An 18214-nucleotide genomic window follows, 5' to 3' on the forward strand; every position below is an offset into this window, starting at 1 on the left:
CGGCGGAGCGGGGGAGTCGGCGGTTGGCGGTGGGTCAGCCCGCCCGGCGGTGCGAACGCGGGCCGCCGGACTGCGAACCACGGGCGCCGCGTGAGGAGCCGCCACGGGAGCGCTTCTCCACGTACATCAGCTCGTCGGCGGTGTGCAGGACCTCCTCGGGGGACATCCCGCACCCCGCCCAGCCGATGCCCAGGGAGACGCCGACCCGCATCGCCCGCCCGTCGATCCGCATCGGCGGGATGATGGCCATCCGCAGCCGCCCGGCGAGGTCCTTGGCCTCGTCGCGGCCGATGCCGTCGGCCAGCACCACGAACTCGTCACCGCCGAGCCGGGCCACCGTGTCGCCCTCGCGGACGGCGTGCTGGAGCCGCTGGGCGACCTCCACCAGGACCGCGTCGCCCGCGTTGTGGCCGAAGCGGTCGTTGATCGACTTGAAGCCGTCCAGGTCGCAGAAGATCACCGCCAGGCCCTTGGCGGGGCCGCCGGAGTGCGGCCCGTCGGCGACCACGGCGTCCGGCACCACCGCGTGCACATGGTCGTAGCCGTAGTGCGGGTCGTAGGCGTTCAGGTCGTAGCCCTCCGGGGCGCCGTAGCCGTGCACCGCCAGATCCGCGCCGATGACGGCCTCGAACTCCGCGCCCGGGCCCAACCCGAGGGCGGCCCCCACGCTCTCGCCGAGCGAGACGCCCACCCCGCCGAGGGCGGCGCCGTGCGCCGCCGCCCCGCCGGGGCCCTGCGGCAGGCTGCACAGCCGCCGGCTCAGCCGGGTGCGCAGCTCGGCGCCGTTGGGCAGTCCGGTGAGCGCGTCATGGCTGGCCCGGTGGGCGAGTTGCAGTTCGTGGCGCTTGCGCTCCTCGATGTCCTCGACATGGGTGAGCAGGAAGCGCGGGCCCTCAGCGGCGTCCGCGACCACGGAGTTGCGCAGGCAGACCCAGAGGTAGTTGCCGTCTCTCCGGGAGAGTCTCAGCTCGGCCCGGCCGCCCTCGGCGCTGGTGCGCTCCAGCAGCCCCCGGTCCTCGGGGTGCACCAGGTCCGCGAAGCTCTGCCGGCGCAGCACGGAGCGCGGTCGCCCCAGCAGCCGGCAGAGGGCGTCGTTGACCCGGGAGAGCTTGCCCCGCCCGAGGCCGTGCAGTTCGGTGATGGCCATGCCGCTGGGCGCGTACTCAAAGGCCTGCCGGAAACTCTCCTCGCTGGCCCGCAGGGCCTGCTGCTCCTTCTCCAGCCGGGCGAGGGCCCGCTGCATCTCCGCGCGTAGACGTGCATTGCCGATGGCGATGGACGCCTGAAGAGAGAACATCTCCAGCGCCTCACGGGTCCAGGCGCCGGGCCGCTTGCCGTTGCGCGGCCGGTCCACGGAGAGGATGCCCAGCAGCTCCCCGCCGGGGCTGTACATGGGCGCCAGCAGCCCGTCGGCAGGGTGCCAGTCGGACTCGTCGAAGGGCAGCGGCCCGTCGCCGGTCCAGCTGGGGATGTCATGGCCGACGGCCCAGCCCCGGTCGTACGGGACGAAGCGCAGGGTGCCCCAGTGGTCGCCGACGTTGAGCAGCCGCTCCCAGGACTCGCGCGACCCGACCTGGCCGAGCAGCACGGAGGGGCCGCCGCACTCGGTCTCCTCCAACTCCCAGACGGCCGCGACCACCAGGTCGCCGTCCGGACGCACCAGGCTGACGGCGGCGGCGTCGAAACCCATGCCGGTGACAGCGCCTTCGACCACGGCCTGGAGAGTCCCGGCCAGGCTCCGGGCAGCGTTCAGGTCCGCCACGACCCTGTGCAAGGTGCGCAGGGTCGCCAGGCGGACATACGGCTCCGACTCGGCTTCCATGCGGGGTCTCCCCGAGTCCTCGACTGCTAGCGCCTTGGTTGGTTCTTGAATGGTTATCGTCCAATTGCCAGAAGAACTGAATCACAGGGAGCACATCGTTCGGCACGCTCGGTCAGCGAAAGACTGCCACTTGTGACCCAAATCACACAGCGAGTAGGCATGCATAACGAATACATCCGGACAACGTGTCCGCAGAACTGTGCAGTCAGGGCATCCCTCCCTTCGGTCATACCCTCCAAGACCTGAAGCCAACAGCCGCCGAGCAGACCCCTTGCCTTCACCTCCGAGAGTGAGCCCGGAGGCGGGGCCGCCCGTTCCGACCCGTGCGTCACGGATTGCCCCCCGTCCGACCAAGGTCCCTCCCGGTCCTACGACCGGGGCCCGATGCGGTACTCCCCGGTGGCCGACTAGCGTGCGACAGGTGTTCAACGCCCCGCAGAGTGCCCAGGAAGCCCCACCCGCCGCCCCGGAGGATCCACGGACCCGCCATCCTGGAAGGGTGACACAGCAGCCAGGAGACTCCCGCATCCGCATGGACGCCCTGGAGGCGACCCCGGACGAGTTCCGGGCGGCCCTCTCCCGGCTGGCCGCCGGAGTGGTGCTGCTGGCCGCACACGACCCCGAGGACGGCCCCCACGGCTCCGACGTGGGGATGACCGCCACCGCCTTCCTGTCGGTCTCCCTGGAGCCGCCGCTGGTGCTGGTCTCGGTCCGCGAGGACTCCCGGATGGACGAGCTGCTCGGCCGCGTCGACCGCTGGGCGGTCTCGGTGCTGGACGACGGCCACCGCCATGTCGCCTCCCGGTTCGCCATGAAGGGGCGGCTCAGCGACCGCCTGCTCTTCGCCGACACCGCGCACCGGCGGGGCGAGGCCAGCGGCGCCCCGCTGATCGAAGGGGCGCTCGCCACCGTGGAGTGCGCCACCGAGCAGCGGATAGCCGCCGGCGACCATACGCTGCTGATCGGCCGGGTGCTGTCCGCGCGGGTCCCCTCGCCCGACGCCCGGCCGCTGCTCTACTTCCGGGGCGGCTACCGCACCCTCGGCTGAGCCTCGCCCTCGCCCTCGGCGTGAACCGCACGCGCGGGCGGGCCCGGCGGGCTACCCGTCCCAGCCGCCCGCGCCACGGCCCCGGCCGCGCTTCAGCTCGGAGCGCCGCCGCTTGTTCTCCAGCCGCCGCTCCACCATGCCCCGGCTGGGCCGGGTGGCCCGCCGTGCCTTGGGCGGCGGCGCCGTCGCCTGCGCCAGCAGCGCCCCCAGCCTGGCTGCCGCCGCCTCCCGGTTGCGCCACTGCGAGCGGTGCTCGGAGGCCCGTACGACGATGAACCGGCCGTCCAGCAGCCGCCCGGCCAGCCGGGCCAGCGCCCGGTCCTTGAGCACCGGGGGAAGGGCCTCCGAGGCGGCGAGGTCCCAGCGGAGCTCGACCTGGCTGTCGGAGGTGTTGACATGCTGCCCGCCGGGACCGGACGAGCGGGAGAAGCGCCACTGGAGCTCGGCGTCGGGGATGACCACCGAACCCCGGACGCGGATGGGCTCAGGCATGCACCCATGATCCCGCGCCCACCGCCTCCGGTCACCCGGTTATCCCCGGGCCGCCCGGCCACCTCCCCCAGCCGTCCCCGGCCGTCCCCGGCCGCCCCTCCCCCGCCGTCCCGGACAGTCCCCAACTCCCACCGTCCCCGGCCTCCGCCGACCCACCCCCACCGTCCCACGCGCTATCCCTCCCCCACCATCCAAGTCCGCCCCAGACCCCCACCCCCGCCGTCCCGGGCCGCCCCCAACCCACCCGCCGTCCCGGACCGTCCCCAACTCCCACCCCCACCGCCCCAGTCCCCCACCCCATCCCCACCACCCCGGTCCGCCCCCGGGGCCGGTGGCCGGAGGACGGCGGCGGCCCGCGAGAATGGACGGGTGATCGACCTCGGCTATTCGCTGTCGCCCCGCTTCCCCGACCCCCCGCAGACCGACTACCGCAGCGCGGACATCCGCGCCCTGCGGCGCGACCTCTTCTGCGGCGACGTCCATCTGGAGGCGGACGGCCAGGACCTCTCCACCGCCTGGGGATGGGTCCCCGTGCTCGACTTCGCCTGGGCGCTGTGCGACATCGCCGAGCAACTGGACCGCGACCCGGCGGGCAGCCGCGCGTCGACCGTGCAGACCGCCGAACTGGACTTCACCGACTCCGCCGATCTGCTGCACTTCGCCCGCCGATTCGGCTGGGTGGAGATCCGCGCGGACTGGATCGACGGCCCGCCCGCCGCCGTACGCCACGCCGAACTGCGCAGGGAGGCCCGCGACTTCCTCCAGGACGTACTGGCCGACCTCGTCGACATGCACCCGGACCTGGCTGGAAACCCCGCCGTCTGGACGCTTCAGTCCCGCTTTCCCCGGATCTGACCCGCCGTTGCGGAACCACCCCGCCCCTTTACCGCGTTATTGCCATCGGTATCGCGATCGGCGGTAGCGTCGGGCAGCACGAGCCCGGCCCTCGCACGGCTGCGGAACGACGACGAAGGGACACCACCCACCATGCCTGTGAGCCTTTCCAAGGGCGGCAACGTCTCGCTGACCAAGGAAGCCCCGGGACTGACCGCTGTCACCGTGGGCCTGGGCTGGGACCTGCGCACCACGACCGGCACCGACTTCGACCTCGACGCCAGCGCCATCGTGCTCAACGGCTCCGGCAAGGTGGTCTCCGACGGCCACTTCGTCTTCTTCAACAACCGTCAGACGCCGGACGGCACCGTCGTCCACACCGGTGACAACCGCACCGGCGAGGGCGAGGGCGACGACGAGCAGATCAACGTCAACCTGGCCGGGCTGCCCGCCGAGGTCGAGCGGATCACCTTCCCGGTCTCCATCTACGACGCCGAGAACCGGGGCCAGAGCTTCGGCCAGGTCCGCAACGCCTACATCCGGGTGCTGAACGCCGCCGGCGGCGCCGAGATCGCCCGTTACGACCTCTCCGAGGACGCCGCCACCGAGACCGCCATGGTCTTCGGCGAGCTCTACCGCAACGGCGCCGAGTGGAAGTTCCGCGCCATCGGCCAGGGCTACGCCTCCGGCCTCAGCGGCATCGCGCAGGACTTCGGGGTCAACGTCTGACCCGCTCGGCAGTCCCTCCGCAGGGCAGCCGCCCGGAGGCTGCTGCCCTGCGAGGTGGCGAGGCGTCAGGCGGATTCTCCGGCCGTCCGATCCGCCGCTGCCACCACGGCGCCGAGCGGCAGCGGCCGTACCGTGACCGCAGGCGCGTCGCCGTGCAGCAGCGCCACTGCGGCCACGCTGCCGACGGGAGCCGGTACCGGCGCGAGCGTCCAGCCGCCGAGCGACGGCGGCGCGGGGTCGCCGTACTGCGGACCGAGGCCGACCCGCATCGTGGCCGGGTCGATGCCCAGGCCCGTCCCGATCCCCTTGAGGTACGCCTCCTTCCGCACCCAGCAGTGCAGAAACGCCTCGGCCCGCCGTTCCTCCGGCAGCAGCGCCAGCGCGTGGCGCTCCATGGGATGCAGCGCGCCGGCCAGTTCCGCGCCCGACGCCCCGGCGGGGGAGGTCTCCACATCCACACCCACGGGTTCGGCGGCGACGGCGCACAGGGCGACCGTGCCCGAGTGGGAGAGCGAGAAGTGCAGGGCCGGTTCGGCCGCCACCTCGGGTCTGCCGTGCAGGGCGCCGCAGAGCGGGCACGGGGCGCGGCGCAGGTCGACGGCCGCGGGCGGCACGCCCAGGCAGGCCCCCAGGAGCAGGCGCAGCCCCACATGGGCGACCAGGTAGAGGTTGCGGTCGGCGGCCCGGACGAAGGAGGCGGCGCGCTGCTGCTCCTCCGGCGCGAGGATGGCGGCCAGCCGCTCGGCGGCATGGGCTTCGCCGGGTCCGGCCGCGTCGAGCAGCCATACCTCCACCGCCCCGGCAACGGGCCGGTGGCCGACTCGGGGAAGCAGGGCGCCCCCGGCCGTCATGTCCTGCTGCATGTGAAGACGCGCCTCCGTCCAGGGCGGCTGGGGTCGGCCGATCGCTGCGCACCCTAGCCGCAACCCCGCCGGACCCGGTAGCCGCGCCCCGGTGGCGCCTCAGCCCAGGAAGCGGTGCAGCGGCACCGCCTCGGTCAGCAGCATGGTCACCCGGTGTGCCAGGCGCTGCCATGCCTCCTCCTGCTCGGCGGTGAGCCGGATGTCGTCGCCGTCCGACGCGCGCAGGGCACGGGCCAGCTCGGCGGTGTCGGCGTCCGGCACCAGGTCGACGGCGGCCAGCGACCTGGCCAGCGCGCCGACCAGCGCGGCCGGGGTCTCCCCGGTGGCCTCCGCCAGCCGGCCCAGCAGCCGCGTGAGCCCACCCCCGGCGGCGGCCGGGGCGGCGAGGGCCGCCGAGAGCTCCCGTAGCGCCGCATAGAGCAGGTCCACATCGGCGGCCGGCAGTCGCACCAGGCGGAGCCCGGCGTGCTCCCACCGCCCGTTCGGCGCCCACACCCGGGGACCGCGAACCTCCGCCCCGGACACGGCCGCCCGCAGCCGCCGCAGCGCCGCCAGGGCACCGGCCCGGTCCGCCAGCACCCCCGGCAGCACCTCTGGCAGCACCCCCGGCACCGTCCCCGGCAGCACCTCGGCCGACGCCGGCGCCGCCGCACCGGCGTCGGCCGTGCCCAGCCCGGCGAGCGGCGCCAGCAGGCGCGTCTCGACCAGGTCGAGCTGGCCTGTCAGCTCTCCGTCCACCACGACCAGGCGCTCCACGGCGCCCCGCTCCACCTCCGGCATGCCCCCACTGTGCCAGCCGCCTCTGACACTCCCGTGGTGGCCCGGCACGAGGGGCCGGTCGTCACTTCCCCCAGGCACCGTCCAGGGCGATCGCCTTGAGCCGGTCCACCGGGATCGCGGGCGTCTCCCGGGTGGCGGCCACGCCATAGGACGCGGCGTTGAGCTCCATCACGACGACCCGCAGGCCGTCCGGCCGGAAGGTGTCGGCCACCCACTGGACCGCGCCGCTCCCGCCCTTCTCGGAGCCTTCCTGCCGGATCGTGTAGCGGGTGCCGTCCGGCGTGGTGCCACCGCCCGCATACCGCTCCGCGAAGTCAGCGTCGTCCGGCTGCCACCGCTGGACATTGACCTCCACCAGGGTCCTGCCGTGCCCGTCGTCCACGGTCAGCATCGCGTAGCCGGTCTCCTGGCCGCCCTCGCCGGAGACCTTGAGACCGGCCGGGAGCAGCTGCTTCAGCGTGGTCAGGATCTCCTGCTTGGTCGGCTCGGCGGGGCTGCGCGGGGGCGTGGTGGGGGCGCTGTCCGTGCTCGGGAACGCCTTGAACACCCGGTCCCAGACGCCCGAGGTGACCAGCCGGGTCATCTGCGCGGTCGTCAGCGGCGGTGCCGGTCGGGAGGCCGGGACGCCCTTCTCCGCAGGGGCGTTCCACTCCGAGAAGGCGATCTGGCGGCCGTCCTCGGCGGTCAGGGTGGCGGTCCACAGCTTGGTGCCGTCCGGCTGGGCGGCGTACTCGTACCCCTTGTCCACCACCAGCACCAGGCCACCGGGCAGCAGGGTCCGGGTGCACTGGTCGTAGGGGTTGTGCGCCTTGTCGGGGCAGGACACGTCGTCATCGGAGACGGGAGTGGGCTGCCGGTTCAGGAGGACCGCCACCTGGGCCGCGCCCTGTCCGTCGTCGAACACCGCCTGGGCGGACGCCCCCAAGGGCGTCTTCTGGTCGCTGCTCACCCCGCGCCCGGACGTCTCGGACACCTTTCCCTTCGGGAGCAGCCCACGGAGCAGGCGGACCATCTCCTTGTCGGAGACCGAACGGCCGGCCGGGCGAGAGGGCGTCGAAGCCGCCGCCTGCACGGAGGAGGCCACCGCCGTGGGCGCACTCGCGGGGCTGCCGGACGACATCAGGCCCGGGACGACCGCGCCGCCGACGCCCACCAGGGCGAGCGCGGTCACCCCGCCCGCGATCCCCGCTCTGCGCCGCCGCCGGATTCGGCGGCCACGGGCGACGCCCGCCGAGACCAAGGCGTGGCTGTCCGCCTGGAATGCGTCTCCGGTGCGACGCAGGGCCTGACCGAGTTCATCCTCGAAGGAGGAGCCGTCCATGGGCATGATGAACCGCCGTTTCGTCAATCGGGGCCGGGGAGAGAGAACTTCGGGTCAGCGGTGCGCGGGGGGTTGCGTGGGGCGCGCGGAGGTCAGCGGCCGGCGAACTCGGCCAGGCTGCCGCCGAGGAGGGTACGGAGCCTGCCCAGGGCGCGGGTGCTGCGGGTGCGGACCGCGGACGAGCTGGCGCGCAGCGCCTCCGAGGTCTCCTCGATGGAGCGGTCCTCCCAGTAGCGCAGGATCAGCACCGCGCGGTCGCGGGGGGAGAGCCGGGAGAGGGCGTCCAGCAGGGCCAGCCGCAGTGCCGCGTCCCCCTCGGCCGCTGCTGCCTCCGGCAGGGTGCTCACCGGGCGCTCCCCGCTGCTGCGCCGCCGCTGATGGGAGAGGAAGGTCCGCACCAGGACGGTCTGCGCATAGGCGGCCGGGTTGTCGATCCGGGAGATCCTGCGCCAGACCACGTACATCCGGCCGAGGGTCTCCTGGACCAGGTCCTCGGCGAGGTGGGTGTCACCGCCGGTGAGCAGGCACGCCGACCTGAAGAGGTGACCGGTACGGGTCGATGCGAACTCCAGGAAGTCCGCTGCCTTGCCTGCCATCAGGTCTCCCCCCGTCGGTGCGTACACCTCATTGACGCGCTGGGGTACCCGTTGTGTGACAGATGAATTCTGTGGACATCCTCATCCGGTCCGCAGACGGCCCGGGGGAGCCCGCAGGCAGGCCGCAGGCAGGCCGCAGCCCCGCGACACCGGGGGGAACCCGGTGTGTGCGGGGCAGGTCAGCGGTTCCGGCGGGTGACCAGCTCGGCGAGGGTGAGCAGATCGCCGGCGGCGGCCGGATCGGGGACGGCGCGGGCGAGGTGGTCCATGGCGGCGGCCATGCGGTCGCACGCCTCGGTCTGGGCCCAGTCGCGGCCACCGGCCCGGTCGACGGCGGACGCGGCCTGGAGCAGCTCGGCCTCGTCCAGCGGCCGTCCGGCGGCGTAGAGGGCCGCCAGTTCGGCTGCGGCGGGGGTGCCGGACCGCAGCGCCGAGACGACCGGCAGCGACTTCTTGCGGGCGGCCAGGTCGGAGCCGACCGGCTTGCCGGTGGTCTTGGGGTCGCCCCAGATCCCGATCAGATCGTCGATCAGCTGGAAGGCCAGGCCGGTGCGGCGGCCGAAGGCGTCCAGGGCGTCCGCCGCTTCGGGATCCGCTCCCGCGTACAGGGCGCCCAGCGCGCAGGCGCACCCGAGCAGGGCCCCGGTCTTGGACTCCGCCATGGCCAGGCACTCGGCGAGGGTGACATCGGACCGCTTCTCGAAGGCGCAGTCCGCGTGCTGGCCCTCGCACAGCTCGATGACGCAGTCCGCGAGCCGGGCGGCGGCGGCAGCACCGGCGGGGTGCGGGTCGCGGGCCAGGATGCGCAGCGCCAGGGCGTGCAGGGCGTCGCCGGCCAGGATGGCGTCGGCGGAGCCGAAGACCGACCAGGCGGTGGGCCGGTGGCGGCGGGTGGCGTCGCGGTCGATGACATCGTCGTGGAGCAGGGTGAAGTTGTGCACCAGTTCCACGGCGGCGGCCGCGTGCACGGCCTGCTCGGCCGACCCGCCGAGGGCCTGCGCGGCGGCCAGCACCAGGGCCGGGCGGATCGCCTTCCCCGGGTCGCCGTGGGCCGGTGTGCCGTCGGCCTCCTCCCAGCCGAAGTGGTAGGAGGCGATCCGGCGCATCGTGCCGGGCAGCGAGTGCACGGCGGCGCGCAGCACCGGGTCCACCACCCGGCGGGTGCGGGCGAGGACCTCCGAGGCTTCATCGCTCTCGCGGTCCAGCGTGCGGCTTCCCATGGCCGTTCCCTCTCCGATGCGGTGTCGTGGAGTGCGCCGGCGCCGCGGCGGCGGGTGCCGCGGCGCCGGCGGATCATCAGGACACGGTGTCAGTCGCGTTGCGCGATCTGGACGTTCTCCAGGACGCCGAGGGCGTCCGGGACCAGCACCGCCGCCGAGTAGTAGGCGCTGACCAGGTAGGAGATCAGGGCCTGGTCGCTGATCCCCATGAACCGCACCGACAGGCTCGGCTGGTACTCGTCCGGGATGCCGGTCTGGTGCAGGCCGATCACACCCTGGTCGTCCTCGCCGGTACGCAGCACCAGGATGGAGCTGGTGCGGGCCGAGCTGATGGGGATCTTGTTGCAGGGCAGGATCGGCACCCCGCGCCAGGAGGGCACCATATTGCCGTGCAGCTCGACGCTGCCCGGGTAGAGCCCTCGGCGGTTGCACTCCCGACCGAACGCGGCGATGGCGCGCGGGTGGGCCAGGAAGAACCGGGACCCGCGCCGCCGCGACAGCAGCTCGTCCATGTCGTCGGGGGTGGGCGGCCCGGAGTGCGCATGGATCCGCTGCCCGTAGTCGGCGTTGTGCAGCAGGCCGAACTCGCGGTTGTTGACCAGCTCGTACTCCTGGCGCTCGCGCAGCGCCTCGATGGTCAGCCGCAACTGCTGCTCGACCTGGTCGTGCGGGTGGTTGTAGAGGTCCGCGACCCTGGTGTGCACCCGCAGCACGGTCTGCGCGACGCTCAGTTCGTACTCCCGGGGCGACGACTCGTAGTCCACGAAGGTGCCCGGCAGCTGCACCTCGCCGCGGTGACCGGCGGACAGGTCGATCGCCGCCTCGCCGTATTTGTTCCGCGCGGGGCGGTCGGCGGCAGCCTCCGCCAGATGGGCGCGCAGCTGCGGCGAGCGCTCCGCCAGCGCCGTCAGCTCCGCGCGGGGAAGCGTCAGCAGCGTGCACGCCGTGGTCGCCTTCGCGGTGTACTGCCAGCGCTCGTCGGCGCCGTCCAGCACATGCCCGCCGAAGTGGTCGCCGTTGGCGAGCACACCGAGCGCGGTGGCCTCTCCATAGGCACCGTCACCCGTCTTGGCGACCTTGCCGTGGGCGATCAGCACCACCCGGTCCACCAGCCGCCCGGCCTCCGCCAGCACCTCGCCGGCCTCGACCTCCTGCTGCTCGAAGCGCCCGGCCAGCTCCTGGAGCACCCCGGCGTCGGAGAAACCGCGCAGCACCGGCAGCTCGCCCAGTTCGGCGGGGACCACCGTCACCTGCGCTCCGGTCTGGACGAAGGTCACCCGCCCATCGCCCACGGTGTAGCTCAACCGCCGGTTCACCCGGTAGGTGCCGCCCGTCACCTGCGTCCACGGCAGCATCCGCAGCAGCCAGCGCGAGCTGATCTCCTGCATCTGCGGCACGGACTTGGTCGTCGACGCCAGCTTCCTGGCCGCCGCGGTGCTCAGGCTCAGCTGCGACCGCTCTTCGAGCGACGTCGCCTCCGCACCCGTTTCGACCGACATTCGAGACCCCTCCCGGAATGATGATGAAGGTCTTGCGGAATCCATGGTGACGATCGGATCGCAAACAAGCCATCACACGAACGGGTGCAAACGAAAACACATCACCGTATCGGCCTCTCGGGCATAGATAAATACGATCAGAGAATCGAATGATGTCCATCCTTTCGAATTCCGAGCGCGTCGCAGTCCCCGTACGGGTCAGCCCCGGTCGCGGCGGGCCACCGGGGCGGCGAGCCTGGTCGCATCGGCCCCAGAGCGGCTTCGAGGCCACGAGCGACTTCGAGGAGTGACGCGGTGACCAGCAGCGACCGGCGCACCAGCCCCCGACGAGACGCGGCGCGGCCGCAGCGACGGGCCGCTGCGGCGGCGATGCTGCTCTCGGCCGCCGGGGTCGCGGCCGGCGTCTCGGCATGCGGCAGCTCCCCCGGTACGCCCACCGCCGGGCCGTCCGCCGTCACCTCGGCCACCGCCGCCGCCACCGGTACCCCGCCCCCGGGCGCCACCTCCACCGCCGCCTCCCCCAAGGCACCGGCCTCCTCCTTCGCGGCGTCGGTCTCGGCCGAGGCATCCGCCGTACGGTCCTCCGCTTCGGCCGCCCTGAAGTCGGTCCCAGGGCATGGCAACGCCGTCGGCGACGTCCGGCTCACCGGCGTCCCCACGGCCGCCTCCGGCGGGCGCCCCGCCACCACGGTGCGGATCACCAACCACTCCGGCAGCAGGGCCTCGTACGCCGTCCGGATCGACTTCACGGACAGCTCGGGCAAGACCGTGGAGAGCACGGTGGTGGGCGTCCGGGACCTCGAACCCGGCCGGACGGCCACCCTGCTCGCCTTCGGCAGCACTGCCACCCGGACCCCCACCACCCCCAAGGTGGCCCAGGCGCAGCGCACCTGAACCGGGCTCCCGGAGCCCGTCCGCGCAGGTCAGCGAGGTCGCGGCGCATCGTCACCAGCAGCACCGCCGCCCGAGGGGCGGGCCGCCGGAGCAGAGAGCCACGGGCCTGCTCAGCGCGCCTCGCCCGTTCTCATGAGAGGGTGGGGTTTCCGGCACCGCCTCCACTCCCCCGATGAGGTCCCCATGCGCTGTACGATCGCCGGCTACTCCTTCGAACTCAATGTCGGCGATGTGGAGCGCGCCCTCAGTGGAGTCAAGCCTGAGCCGATCACGGGCGAATCCGTCCGGATCGGCAACCACTTCTACCCCGTCAAGCAGGCAGGCGCTGTGATCACCCGGCAGGACCGGCGCGACTTCAGTGCCGCCGAGGTCTCCCGCGCCCTGCGGAAGCTCGGCTTCACCTGCCGCTGAGCCGCTTCGTCGCCACCCGGAGGGCCGACCGTCGCGGCCCCTGCGGCGGACGGCCCCGCGCTCCCGTCCGGCTACCCGCTGCATCGGCAGGCGGCTGGCTAATCTCGCACCATGGCCCGCACCCGGCTGTACCGCAACGGCACCCTGGTCCTGGAGGACTTCCCGGTCCGCGACATCTCCGACCACCTCGGCGACCCGTCCTCGGTGGTGTGGCTGGACCTCTACCGGCCCGGGGCGGCCGAGCTGGCCATGGTCGGCGAGGAGTTCGGCCTCCATGAACTGGCCCTGGAGGACGTCCGGCACCAGCGGCAGCGCCCCAAGCTGGACCGCTACCGGACCCATGAGTTCCTCAGCGCCTACACCGTGGCCGTCGCCCCGGGGAGCACCGAGCTGATCACCAGCGAGGTCGCCGTCTTCATCACCGGCCAGGCGCTGATCACCATCCGGATGGACGACCGCCTCGCCATCGAGGACGTGGCCGCCCGCTGGGACCAGAGCCCGGATCTGGCCGACCACGGCGTCGGATTCCTGCTCCACGGCCTGCTGGACCACCTGGTCGACGGCTACTTCGACGCGGTACAGGAACTCGACGACCGCATCGAGGAGCTGGAGGACCTGCTCTTCGACCAGGGCCGTCAGCAGATCCAGGCCGTGCAGCGCCGTGCCTTCGGCCTCCGCAAGTCGCTGGTCGGGCTGCGCCGCGTCGTGCTGCCGATGCGCGAGGTGGTCAACGGGCTGATGCGGCCCGGCCTGCACCTGGTCAGCGAGCCCCTCATGCCGTACTACCAGGACGTCTACGACCATGTGCTGCGCGTCACCGAGTGGACCGAGTCCCTGCGGGACATGGTGGGCTCGGTCATGGAGACCAATCTGTCCATCCAGGCCAACCGGATGAACCTGATCATGAAGAAGGTGACCAGCTGGGCCGCGATCATCGCCGTGCCCACCGCCATCACCGGCTTCTACGGCCAGAACCTCCCGTACCCCGGCTTCGGCCATCTGGCGGGGTTCATCACCTCCAGCGCCGCCATCGTGCTTCTCTCCGTCGTGCTGTACCTGGTCTTCAAGCGCAGCGACTGGCTCTGACCGGGCCACCCGGCCCGGTTGCCCCGACGGCTCAGCGGCCGGGGCTCTGCCGACTCCGCTGGAACCGCAGCCCCGCCAGGACCAGGTCCACGATGAGCACGACCACTCCGATGATCAGCAGATAGAACAGCCCCTTCACCACCGCACCGATGATGCCCAGGGCCACCGCCACCAGGATCAGCAGCAGGAACAGCGCCATCTCGGCCTCCGATATCTCCGGTCTCCCGCTATCTCCGGTCTCCCGCGCCTCAGCGGCGCGCTAGCCGCCGTTCGCCCCCGCCTCCGGGCTGGTAGGCGAGGGAGTAGTGCGCGAAGACCCCCTCCTCCTCGCCGACCGGCAGTTCTCCGTCCGTTTCGATCGAGGGGGCGTCCTTCACCGTGCGCCGGTCATAGGCGACCTTCAGGTACTTCGGCCCCACCCTGGCCCCGACGAGGGGCACGAAGACCAACCGGTGCCGGGTCGGCAGACCGACCATGACGGTCGCGAACGCGGGCCGGTCGGTGCCGGTGTCCACATAGACGGACTCCAGCGCTCCGATCTTGTGGCCGTCCAGGTCCAGCACATCGTGGCCACGCCAGTCCCGGATGTCCTCGGGCTCGAACATCGCTTCGCTCCTCTCCTCCGCTCCGGTCGCCTACCCCCGTACGCGTCGCTGAGCCCCCTCCGGCCCCCGAAGACCTCGCACCGGTCCTCGTTACCGGTCCTCGTCCCGGACCTCACGCCGTCCGGAGCCCCCGGAGCGGTGCCGGGCCCGTCCCCGCCGGAGTAGTGTGAAACCACCGGAAGCACCTCGTACGTCGGCCTCCACGCCCACGTCGTTCCCGGCGAGCAACAACGCCGAGCCCGCTCTCGCGGCTCGGGGGCAGGCGCTACGCCATGACCGTGAACACCGACCGAGCACCGGCCACCCCCCACGGGCAGCTCCTCCCGATGCCGGCCCGACTCTCCGTGACCCCTGCGGACAGGCACCCCGGCCCCCTGGACGGCGCCTGGTGGCCCCGCTCCCGCGACCTCCCCACCGAACTCCTCGCCCTGACCGCCACCCTGGACCACCTCTGGGGGCGGATCACCCGCGTCACCGTGAACCCCCGGTTCTGGCCCACCGTGCCGCGCAAGGTGCCCGTCGCCGGACACCTGGTGCACGTGGGGTGGTTCGACGAGCAGGACGCCCACGACCTGCTGCTGCTCTCCTACACCGTCGGCCGCTGGGACCTCCTCGTGGTCCCGCCCGAGACGGACCCCGCCGCGGCCGCCCGGCTGATGGCCGCCGCAGCCGACCCCCGCAACACCTCCACCGCGAGCGCCCTGATGGCCGACGAGGCCGCCGGAGACCCGCAGACCGGCAGCCCGACCGCCCTTCCCCGGTCGGCCGCGAGGGCGTGAGCACCATGGGCACACTCATCACCGTGGTGGTCCTCCTCGCACTGATCGCCCTCGCCGTCCTGGTCATCCACCTCCGCAACGCCCACACCGACGGCCGACCCCCCGGCCGCCCAGCACCCTGACCGCTCCTCGACGCGGCCTCCGCAGCTCGAATGTGACTCAGGTCCGGCGCCTTCCCGGGCGCGCAGCCATACTCTCGACTGGGTGAAGAGCGGAATCGCAGCCGTCGCTTCCCTGATCAAAAGGGTCCTCCGGTCACGGAGGCGGACCCGCGCCTACGACCACGCGGAATCCCACCGGGAAGGCTGACCGGCCGCATCCGGCGCTGTTCGGTCTCAACCGAAGTTGAGGTCACCGTTGATCGCGCCGGTCTGGATGACCTGGCTGCGGAAGCCCCCACCGCTGATGGTGTTCTGCACGGTCGTGGTGGGCCTCGTGGCACCGGAGGCCTCGGCGATCAGAGCCCGCACCTCGTCCGCTGCCTCCGGCTCCTCCCTGAGCAACTGGCGGATCCGCAGCCGCCACATCGCCTCGATATCGGCGACGGACGACTCATCTCCGCTGTCCCGAGCGGCAAGCAGTTCGCGCTGCGATTCCTCCAGCTCATCCGCGACGGAGTCACCCCGTCCCGGTCGGCCACGCCCGAGCAGTGCCGTGATGCGGGCCTTTGCCGAGGTCCACGCATCGCCGGCCATCAGCCCCACCAGGGTCGTCGCCCCCGATACCGCCAAAGCCGCCAACTCGGTTTCCATACAGTCCCCCTGACGCTGCCACGACCTACGGCACCACGGTAGGGGTTGCATCCGGACTCCAGAAGACCTCCCCTGACCGGGAGTTCTCGGCGGCGCTGTGACGCGCCGTGTTCCTTCGCCATGTTCGTGGCATAGGCCTTTGGCATGTGCCACCATACGGCCGTACCGATCAGGCCCTGTGTGGGGGCTGCTGACTCCGGAAAGAACTCATAGGGACCGGGGCAACTCCTGCCGCAAAGCGAGCGAATCCTGTCGACGGCGGGTATGGGGCGATCGGGTGACGGGGGGACGCATGCACGGTTCGGATTCGGGTTGCGGCGGAGGACCGATCCACGGCCGACAGATCCGCAATGATCTCGGCGGGACGGTACTTGGACCCAGCCTCCAGGCCGGGGCGGTCTATGGGGGGATCCATTTCGGCGGTAGGGCCGAGCCGCGCGACGACCGAGCGCCGTGGCAGCTTCCGCCCGCAGTCGAGATCGCCGGCCGGGTCGCGGAACTCGCCGCGCTGGAGCATCTGCGGGCCCAGGCCGAGCAGCGGGGCAGCCCCGCGCTGATCGTGGTGAGCGGGCTCGGAGGGGTGGGCAAGACCGTCCTGGCGCTGTCGTGGCTGCACGGCAACCGCTCCCGCTTCCCCGACGGCCAGTTGTACGCGGACCTCGGCGCCCAGAGTCCGGAGAGCCCTGCCGACCCCGACCAGGTTCTGGGCGGCTTTCTGCGTGCGCTGGGCGTACCGCCCGAGCGCATCCCCAGGACACCCCACGAGCGGGTGGGGCTGTACCGGTCACTGACCGCGGATCGCCGGATGGTCGTCCTGCTGGACGACGCCGTCAGCGCCGCCCAGGTCAGGCCGTTACTGCCGAGCGGTCACACCGTGGCGGTGGTGACGAGCCGCTGGCGGCTGCCGGGCCTGTCCGTCGACGGCTTCTCCACACTGCACCTGGAGCCGATGGAGCTGGAGGACGCTGTCGAGTTGCTGGCCTCCACGCTGGACGACGACCGGGTCGGCCGGGAGCCGACCGAGGCACGGGCCCTCGTCGACCTCTGCGCCGGACTACCGCTCGCGGTCCGTGTCGCGGGAGCGCGCCTGGCAGCCCGGCCGCAGCACGCGATCACCACGATGGTGCGGGCACTGACGGAGGAACGGGGTCGGCTGGATGTCCTGGCCATTCGAGGCGATCACGCGGTCCGGGCAACGCTCGATCTCTCCTACCGGGGACTGCCCGACCATGCCGCCCTGCTCTACCGCCGGCTCGGACTGCATCCGGGTACGGACTTCCGGAGCGGCGTGGCCACTGCGGTGCTGGCCGGCTCCGGCCCGGGAGACGGGGATGCGACGGCGTCGCTCGACCTCCTGATCGACGCCAGCCTGCTCTCCGACGAGGGCGGCGACCGATACCGCTTCCACGATCTGGTGCGGCTGCACGCCGCCGCGCAGGCGGAGCAGGACACACCGGACGTACGCGCGGCGGCCCTGCGCCGCATCCTCGACCACTACCTCGCCACCGCCACCCGCGCCGAGGAGATCCTTGAACCTCATCACCGTTCGCTCCCCCGTGACCTCGGCCCTGGGCCGGTGGCCGCCGAGGACTTCGGGGACGACGGTCCCGGCGCGCTGAAGTGGCTGGAGGTCGAGCGCCTCAACCTGATGGCCGCAGTACGGTGCGCCCGGCGGGCCGGCTTCCCGGCCACCGCCTGGCAATTGGTCGACGCCATGTGGCCGTTGTTCATCCGGCGGAAATACCACGAGGACTGGCGGGCCGCCCACGAGGAGGGGCTGGCCGCCGCGCAGGCGTGCGGTGACCCGGCGGCCGAGGCGCGGATGCTCACCTCCGGAGGAATCGGCGAACTGGACACCGGCGGTCATGCCGACGCGTTGGAGAAGTTCTCCCGCGCCGCAGCCATCCTGCGGGATACGGGGGACGGCCTCGGGTTCGCCCGTACCTTCAACTACCGAGGTCTGGCCTACCAGGGGCTCGGCCGACTGGCGGAGGCAGCCCGCTGCTTCGAGCAGGCGGTGGCGGAGTGCTCTCGGTACGGCGATGCACGGGCCTGCGGTCTCGCACGCCTGAACCTGGCCGAGGTCGCCATCGCCACCGACCGCTACCGGGACGCCGATGCCCATGCCTCGGCCGCCCGCGAGATCCTGCTGGAGCAGCAGGACCCCTACAACGCCGCCCGGGCCACCGTGCTCCTCGGTCGGGCGCAGCTGGCCCTCGGCCGGTATGACGCAGCCGAGGGCCACCTTGACCGGGCCTGTGCCGACCTGTCGCAGCTGGCGGCGCGGCATGAGGTGGCCCGGGCGTTGGAGGCGCTGGGGGAGGTGGCAGAGCGTCGCGGGCTGCCGGAGGTCGCCCGCACCCGCTACCAGGAGGCCGTCCGCCTCTACGACGCCCTGCGGGTCCCTGCGGCGGAGTCCACGCGGGCCCGTATCGAACGGCTCGGCGGGCCCCCGGCGGCCGAGGGGACCTGAGGTCTGCCCG

General features: G+C 72.6%; 18 protein-coding genes and 1 pseudogene. 8 read left to right on the forward strand and 11 right to left on the reverse strand.

The annotated features are described in order from the left end of the window. Window positions 1-34 precede the first annotated feature (34 nt). A complete protein-coding gene (locus tag C7M71_RS13000; RefSeq protein WP_111492762.1) occupies window positions 35-1822 on the reverse strand; it encodes a sensor domain-containing diguanylate cyclase in 1788 nt (595 codons plus the stop codon). Between the two features lie 532 nt (window positions 1823-2354). Here C7M71_RS13000 and C7M71_RS13005 point away from each other — a divergent pair. Next, the gene (locus C7M71_RS13005) at window positions 2355-2870 is read left to right on the forward strand and encodes a flavin reductase family protein (protein WP_111492763.1); all 516 of its coding nucleotides are present in this window, start codon (window positions 2355-2357) and stop codon (window positions 2868-2870) included. Between the two features lie 51 nt (window positions 2871-2921). Here C7M71_RS13005 and arfB read toward each other — a convergent pair whose 3' ends face one another. Beyond that, window positions 2922-3362 (reverse strand): alternative ribosome rescue aminoacyl-tRNA hydrolase ArfB, encoded by a 441-nt coding sequence (arfB, locus tag C7M71_RS13010; RefSeq protein WP_111492764.1) that lies wholly within the window; start codon window positions 3360-3362, stop codon window positions 2922-2924. A 369-nt stretch (window positions 3363-3731) separates the two neighbouring features. Here arfB and C7M71_RS13015 point away from each other — a divergent pair, with 369 nt between their 5' ends. Both C7M71_RS13015 and C7M71_RS13020 read left to right on the forward strand, forming a co-directional pair. After that, window positions 3732-4217, forward strand: a complete 486-nt coding sequence (locus tag C7M71_RS13015; protein ID WP_111495405.1) for a hypothetical protein — start codon at window positions 3732-3734, stop codon at window positions 4215-4217. A gap of 132 nt (window positions 4218-4349) precedes the next feature. Continuing rightward, window positions 4350-4925: a TerD family protein gene (locus C7M71_RS13020; RefSeq protein ID WP_111495403.1), complete on the forward strand. Its 576-nt coding sequence runs from the start codon at window positions 4350-4352 to the stop codon at window positions 4923-4925. A gap of 65 nt (window positions 4926-4990) precedes the next feature. Here the strand turns inward: C7M71_RS13020 and C7M71_RS13025 are convergent, their stop codons facing one another. The 6 genes from C7M71_RS13025 to C7M71_RS13050 form a co-directional block, all read right to left on the reverse strand. Further along, window positions 4991-5788 (reverse strand): 4'-phosphopantetheinyl transferase family protein, encoded by a 798-nt coding sequence (locus C7M71_RS13025; protein ID WP_111495401.1) that lies wholly within the window; start codon window positions 5786-5788, stop codon window positions 4991-4993. A 99-nt stretch (window positions 5789-5887) separates the two neighbouring features. Beyond that, on the reverse strand, window positions 5888-6568 hold the full coding sequence (locus C7M71_RS13030; protein WP_114914353.1) for a hypothetical protein: 681 nt from the start codon (window positions 6566-6568) through the stop codon (window positions 5888-5890). A gap of 61 nt (window positions 6569-6629) precedes the next feature. Continuing rightward, window positions 6630-7889, reverse strand: coding sequence for a hypothetical protein (locus C7M71_RS13035; RefSeq protein ID WP_111489914.1), 1260 nt, complete (start codon window positions 7887-7889; stop codon window positions 6630-6632). Between the two features lie 92 nt (window positions 7890-7981). Next, a complete protein-coding gene (locus C7M71_RS13040; RefSeq protein ID WP_111489915.1) occupies window positions 7982-8485 on the reverse strand; it encodes a SigE family RNA polymerase sigma factor in 504 nt (167 codons plus the stop codon). Between the two features lie 179 nt (window positions 8486-8664). Then, window positions 8665-9705: a family 2 encapsulin nanocompartment cargo protein polyprenyl transferase gene (locus C7M71_RS13045; protein WP_175607676.1), complete on the reverse strand. Its 1041-nt coding sequence runs from the start codon at window positions 9703-9705 to the stop codon at window positions 8665-8667. 89 nt (window positions 9706-9794) lie between these two features. Continuing rightward, window positions 9795-11204 carry a family 2B encapsulin nanocompartment shell protein gene (locus tag C7M71_RS13050; RefSeq protein WP_111489916.1) on the reverse strand — a complete coding sequence of 470 codons (1410 nt, stop codon included), beginning with the start codon at window positions 11202-11204 and terminating at the stop codon, window positions 9795-9797. A 294-nt stretch (window positions 11205-11498) separates the two neighbouring features. Here C7M71_RS13050 and C7M71_RS30640 point away from each other — a divergent pair, with 294 nt between their 5' ends. The 3 genes and pseudogenes from C7M71_RS30640 (at window position 11499) to C7M71_RS13070 (ending at window position 13595) form a co-directional block, all read left to right on the forward strand. Further along, a complete protein-coding gene (locus C7M71_RS30640; RefSeq protein ID WP_162824069.1) occupies window positions 11499-12098 on the forward strand; it encodes a hypothetical protein in 600 nt (199 codons plus the stop codon). A 183-nt stretch (window positions 12099-12281) separates the two neighbouring features. Next, window positions 12282-12506 (forward strand): annotated as a pseudogene (locus tag C7M71_RS13065) (SCO5918 family protein); the annotation flags it as partial. A gap of 114 nt (window positions 12507-12620) precedes the next feature. Further along, on the forward strand, window positions 12621-13595 hold the full coding sequence (locus C7M71_RS13070) for a magnesium transporter CorA family protein (protein ID WP_111489920.1): 975 nt from the start codon (window positions 12621-12623) through the stop codon (window positions 13593-13595). Between the two features lie 31 nt (window positions 13596-13626). Here C7M71_RS13070 and C7M71_RS31050 read toward each other — a convergent pair whose 3' ends face one another. Further along, entirely contained in the window at window positions 13627-13794 is a 168-nt protein-coding gene (locus C7M71_RS31050; protein ID WP_175607677.1) for a hypothetical protein, read from the reverse strand. 49 nt (window positions 13795-13843) lie between these two features. Continuing rightward, window positions 13844-14200, reverse strand: coding sequence for a PRC-barrel domain-containing protein (locus C7M71_RS13075; protein WP_111489921.1), 357 nt, complete (start codon window positions 14198-14200; stop codon window positions 13844-13846). A gap of 272 nt (window positions 14201-14472) precedes the next feature. Between C7M71_RS13075 and C7M71_RS13080 the strand changes: the two genes are divergently transcribed. Then, a complete protein-coding gene (locus tag C7M71_RS13080) occupies window positions 14473-14979 on the forward strand; it encodes a DUF5994 family protein (protein ID WP_407675894.1) in 507 nt (168 codons plus the stop codon). Between the two features lie 335 nt (window positions 14980-15314). On the opposite strand, the gene C7M71_RS13085 is transcribed toward C7M71_RS13080, so the two are convergent. Beyond that, a complete protein-coding gene (locus C7M71_RS13085; RefSeq protein WP_111489922.1) occupies window positions 15315-15731 on the reverse strand; it encodes a hypothetical protein in 417 nt (138 codons plus the stop codon). Between the two features lie 292 nt (window positions 15732-16023). On the opposite strand from C7M71_RS13085, the gene C7M71_RS32595 reads away from it, so the two are divergent. Next, window positions 16024-18204, forward strand: a complete 2181-nt coding sequence (locus tag C7M71_RS32595; RefSeq protein WP_111489923.1) for an ATP-binding protein — start codon at window positions 16024-16026, stop codon at window positions 18202-18204. Window positions 18205-18214 lie beyond the last annotated feature (10 nt).

The organism is Peterkaempfera bronchialis, assembly GCF_003258605.2.
GTDB classification, from domain to species: domain Bacteria; phylum Actinomycetota; class Actinomycetes; order Streptomycetales; family Streptomycetaceae; genus Peterkaempfera; species Peterkaempfera bronchialis.

Coding starts and splice junctions, on each gene's coding strand:
- C7M71_RS13000 (WP_111492762.1), bottom strand. CDS start 1,822: ATGGAAGCCGAGTCGGAGCCGTATGTCCGCCTGGCGACCCTGCGCACC.
- C7M71_RS13005 (WP_111492763.1), top strand. CDS start 2,355: ATGGACGCCCTGGAGGCGACCCCGGACGAGTTCCGGGCGGCCCTCTCC.
- arfB (WP_111492764.1), bottom strand. CDS start 3,362: ATGCCTGAGCCCATCCGCGTCCGGGGTTCGGTGGTCATCCCCGACGCC.
- C7M71_RS13020 (WP_111495403.1), top strand. CDS start 4,350: ATGCCTGTGAGCCTTTCCAAGGGCGGCAACGTCTCGCTGACCAAGGAA.
- C7M71_RS13025 (WP_111495401.1), bottom strand. CDS start 5,788: ATGCAGCAGGACATGACGGCCGGGGGCGCCCTGCTTCCCCGAGTCGGC.
- C7M71_RS13030 (WP_114914353.1), bottom strand. CDS start 6,568: ATGCCGGAGGTGGAGCGGGGCGCCGTGGAGCGCCTGGTCGTGGTGGAC.
- C7M71_RS13035 (WP_111489914.1), bottom strand. CDS start 7,889: ATGGACGGCTCCTCCTTCGAGGATGAACTCGGTCAGGCCCTGCGTCGC.
- C7M71_RS13040 (WP_111489915.1), bottom strand. CDS start 8,485: ATGGCAGGCAAGGCAGCGGACTTCCTGGAGTTCGCATCGACCCGTACC.
- C7M71_RS13045 (WP_175607676.1), bottom strand. CDS start 9,705: ATGGGAAGCCGCACGCTGGACCGCGAGAGCGATGAAGCCTCGGAGGTC.
- C7M71_RS13050 (WP_111489916.1), bottom strand. CDS start 11,204: ATGTCGGTCGAAACGGGTGCGGAGGCGACGTCGCTCGAAGAGCGGTCG.
- C7M71_RS13070 (WP_111489920.1), top strand. CDS start 12,621: ATGGCCCGCACCCGGCTGTACCGCAACGGCACCCTGGTCCTGGAGGAC.
- C7M71_RS31050 (WP_175607677.1), bottom strand. CDS start 13,794: ATGGCGCTGTTCCTGCTGCTGATCCTGGTGGCGGTGGCCCTGGGCATC.
- C7M71_RS13075 (WP_111489921.1), bottom strand. CDS start 14,200: ATGTTCGAGCCCGAGGACATCCGGGACTGGCGTGGCCACGATGTGCTG.
- C7M71_RS13080 (WP_407675894.1), top strand. CDS start 14,473: ATGACCGTGAACACCGACCGAGCACCGGCCACCCCCCACGGGCAGCTC.
- C7M71_RS13085 (WP_111489922.1), bottom strand. CDS start 15,731: ATGGAAACCGAGTTGGCGGCTTTGGCGGTATCGGGGGCGACGACCCTG.
- C7M71_RS32595 (WP_111489923.1), top strand. CDS start 16,024: ATGCACGGTTCGGATTCGGGTTGCGGCGGAGGACCGATCCACGGCCGA.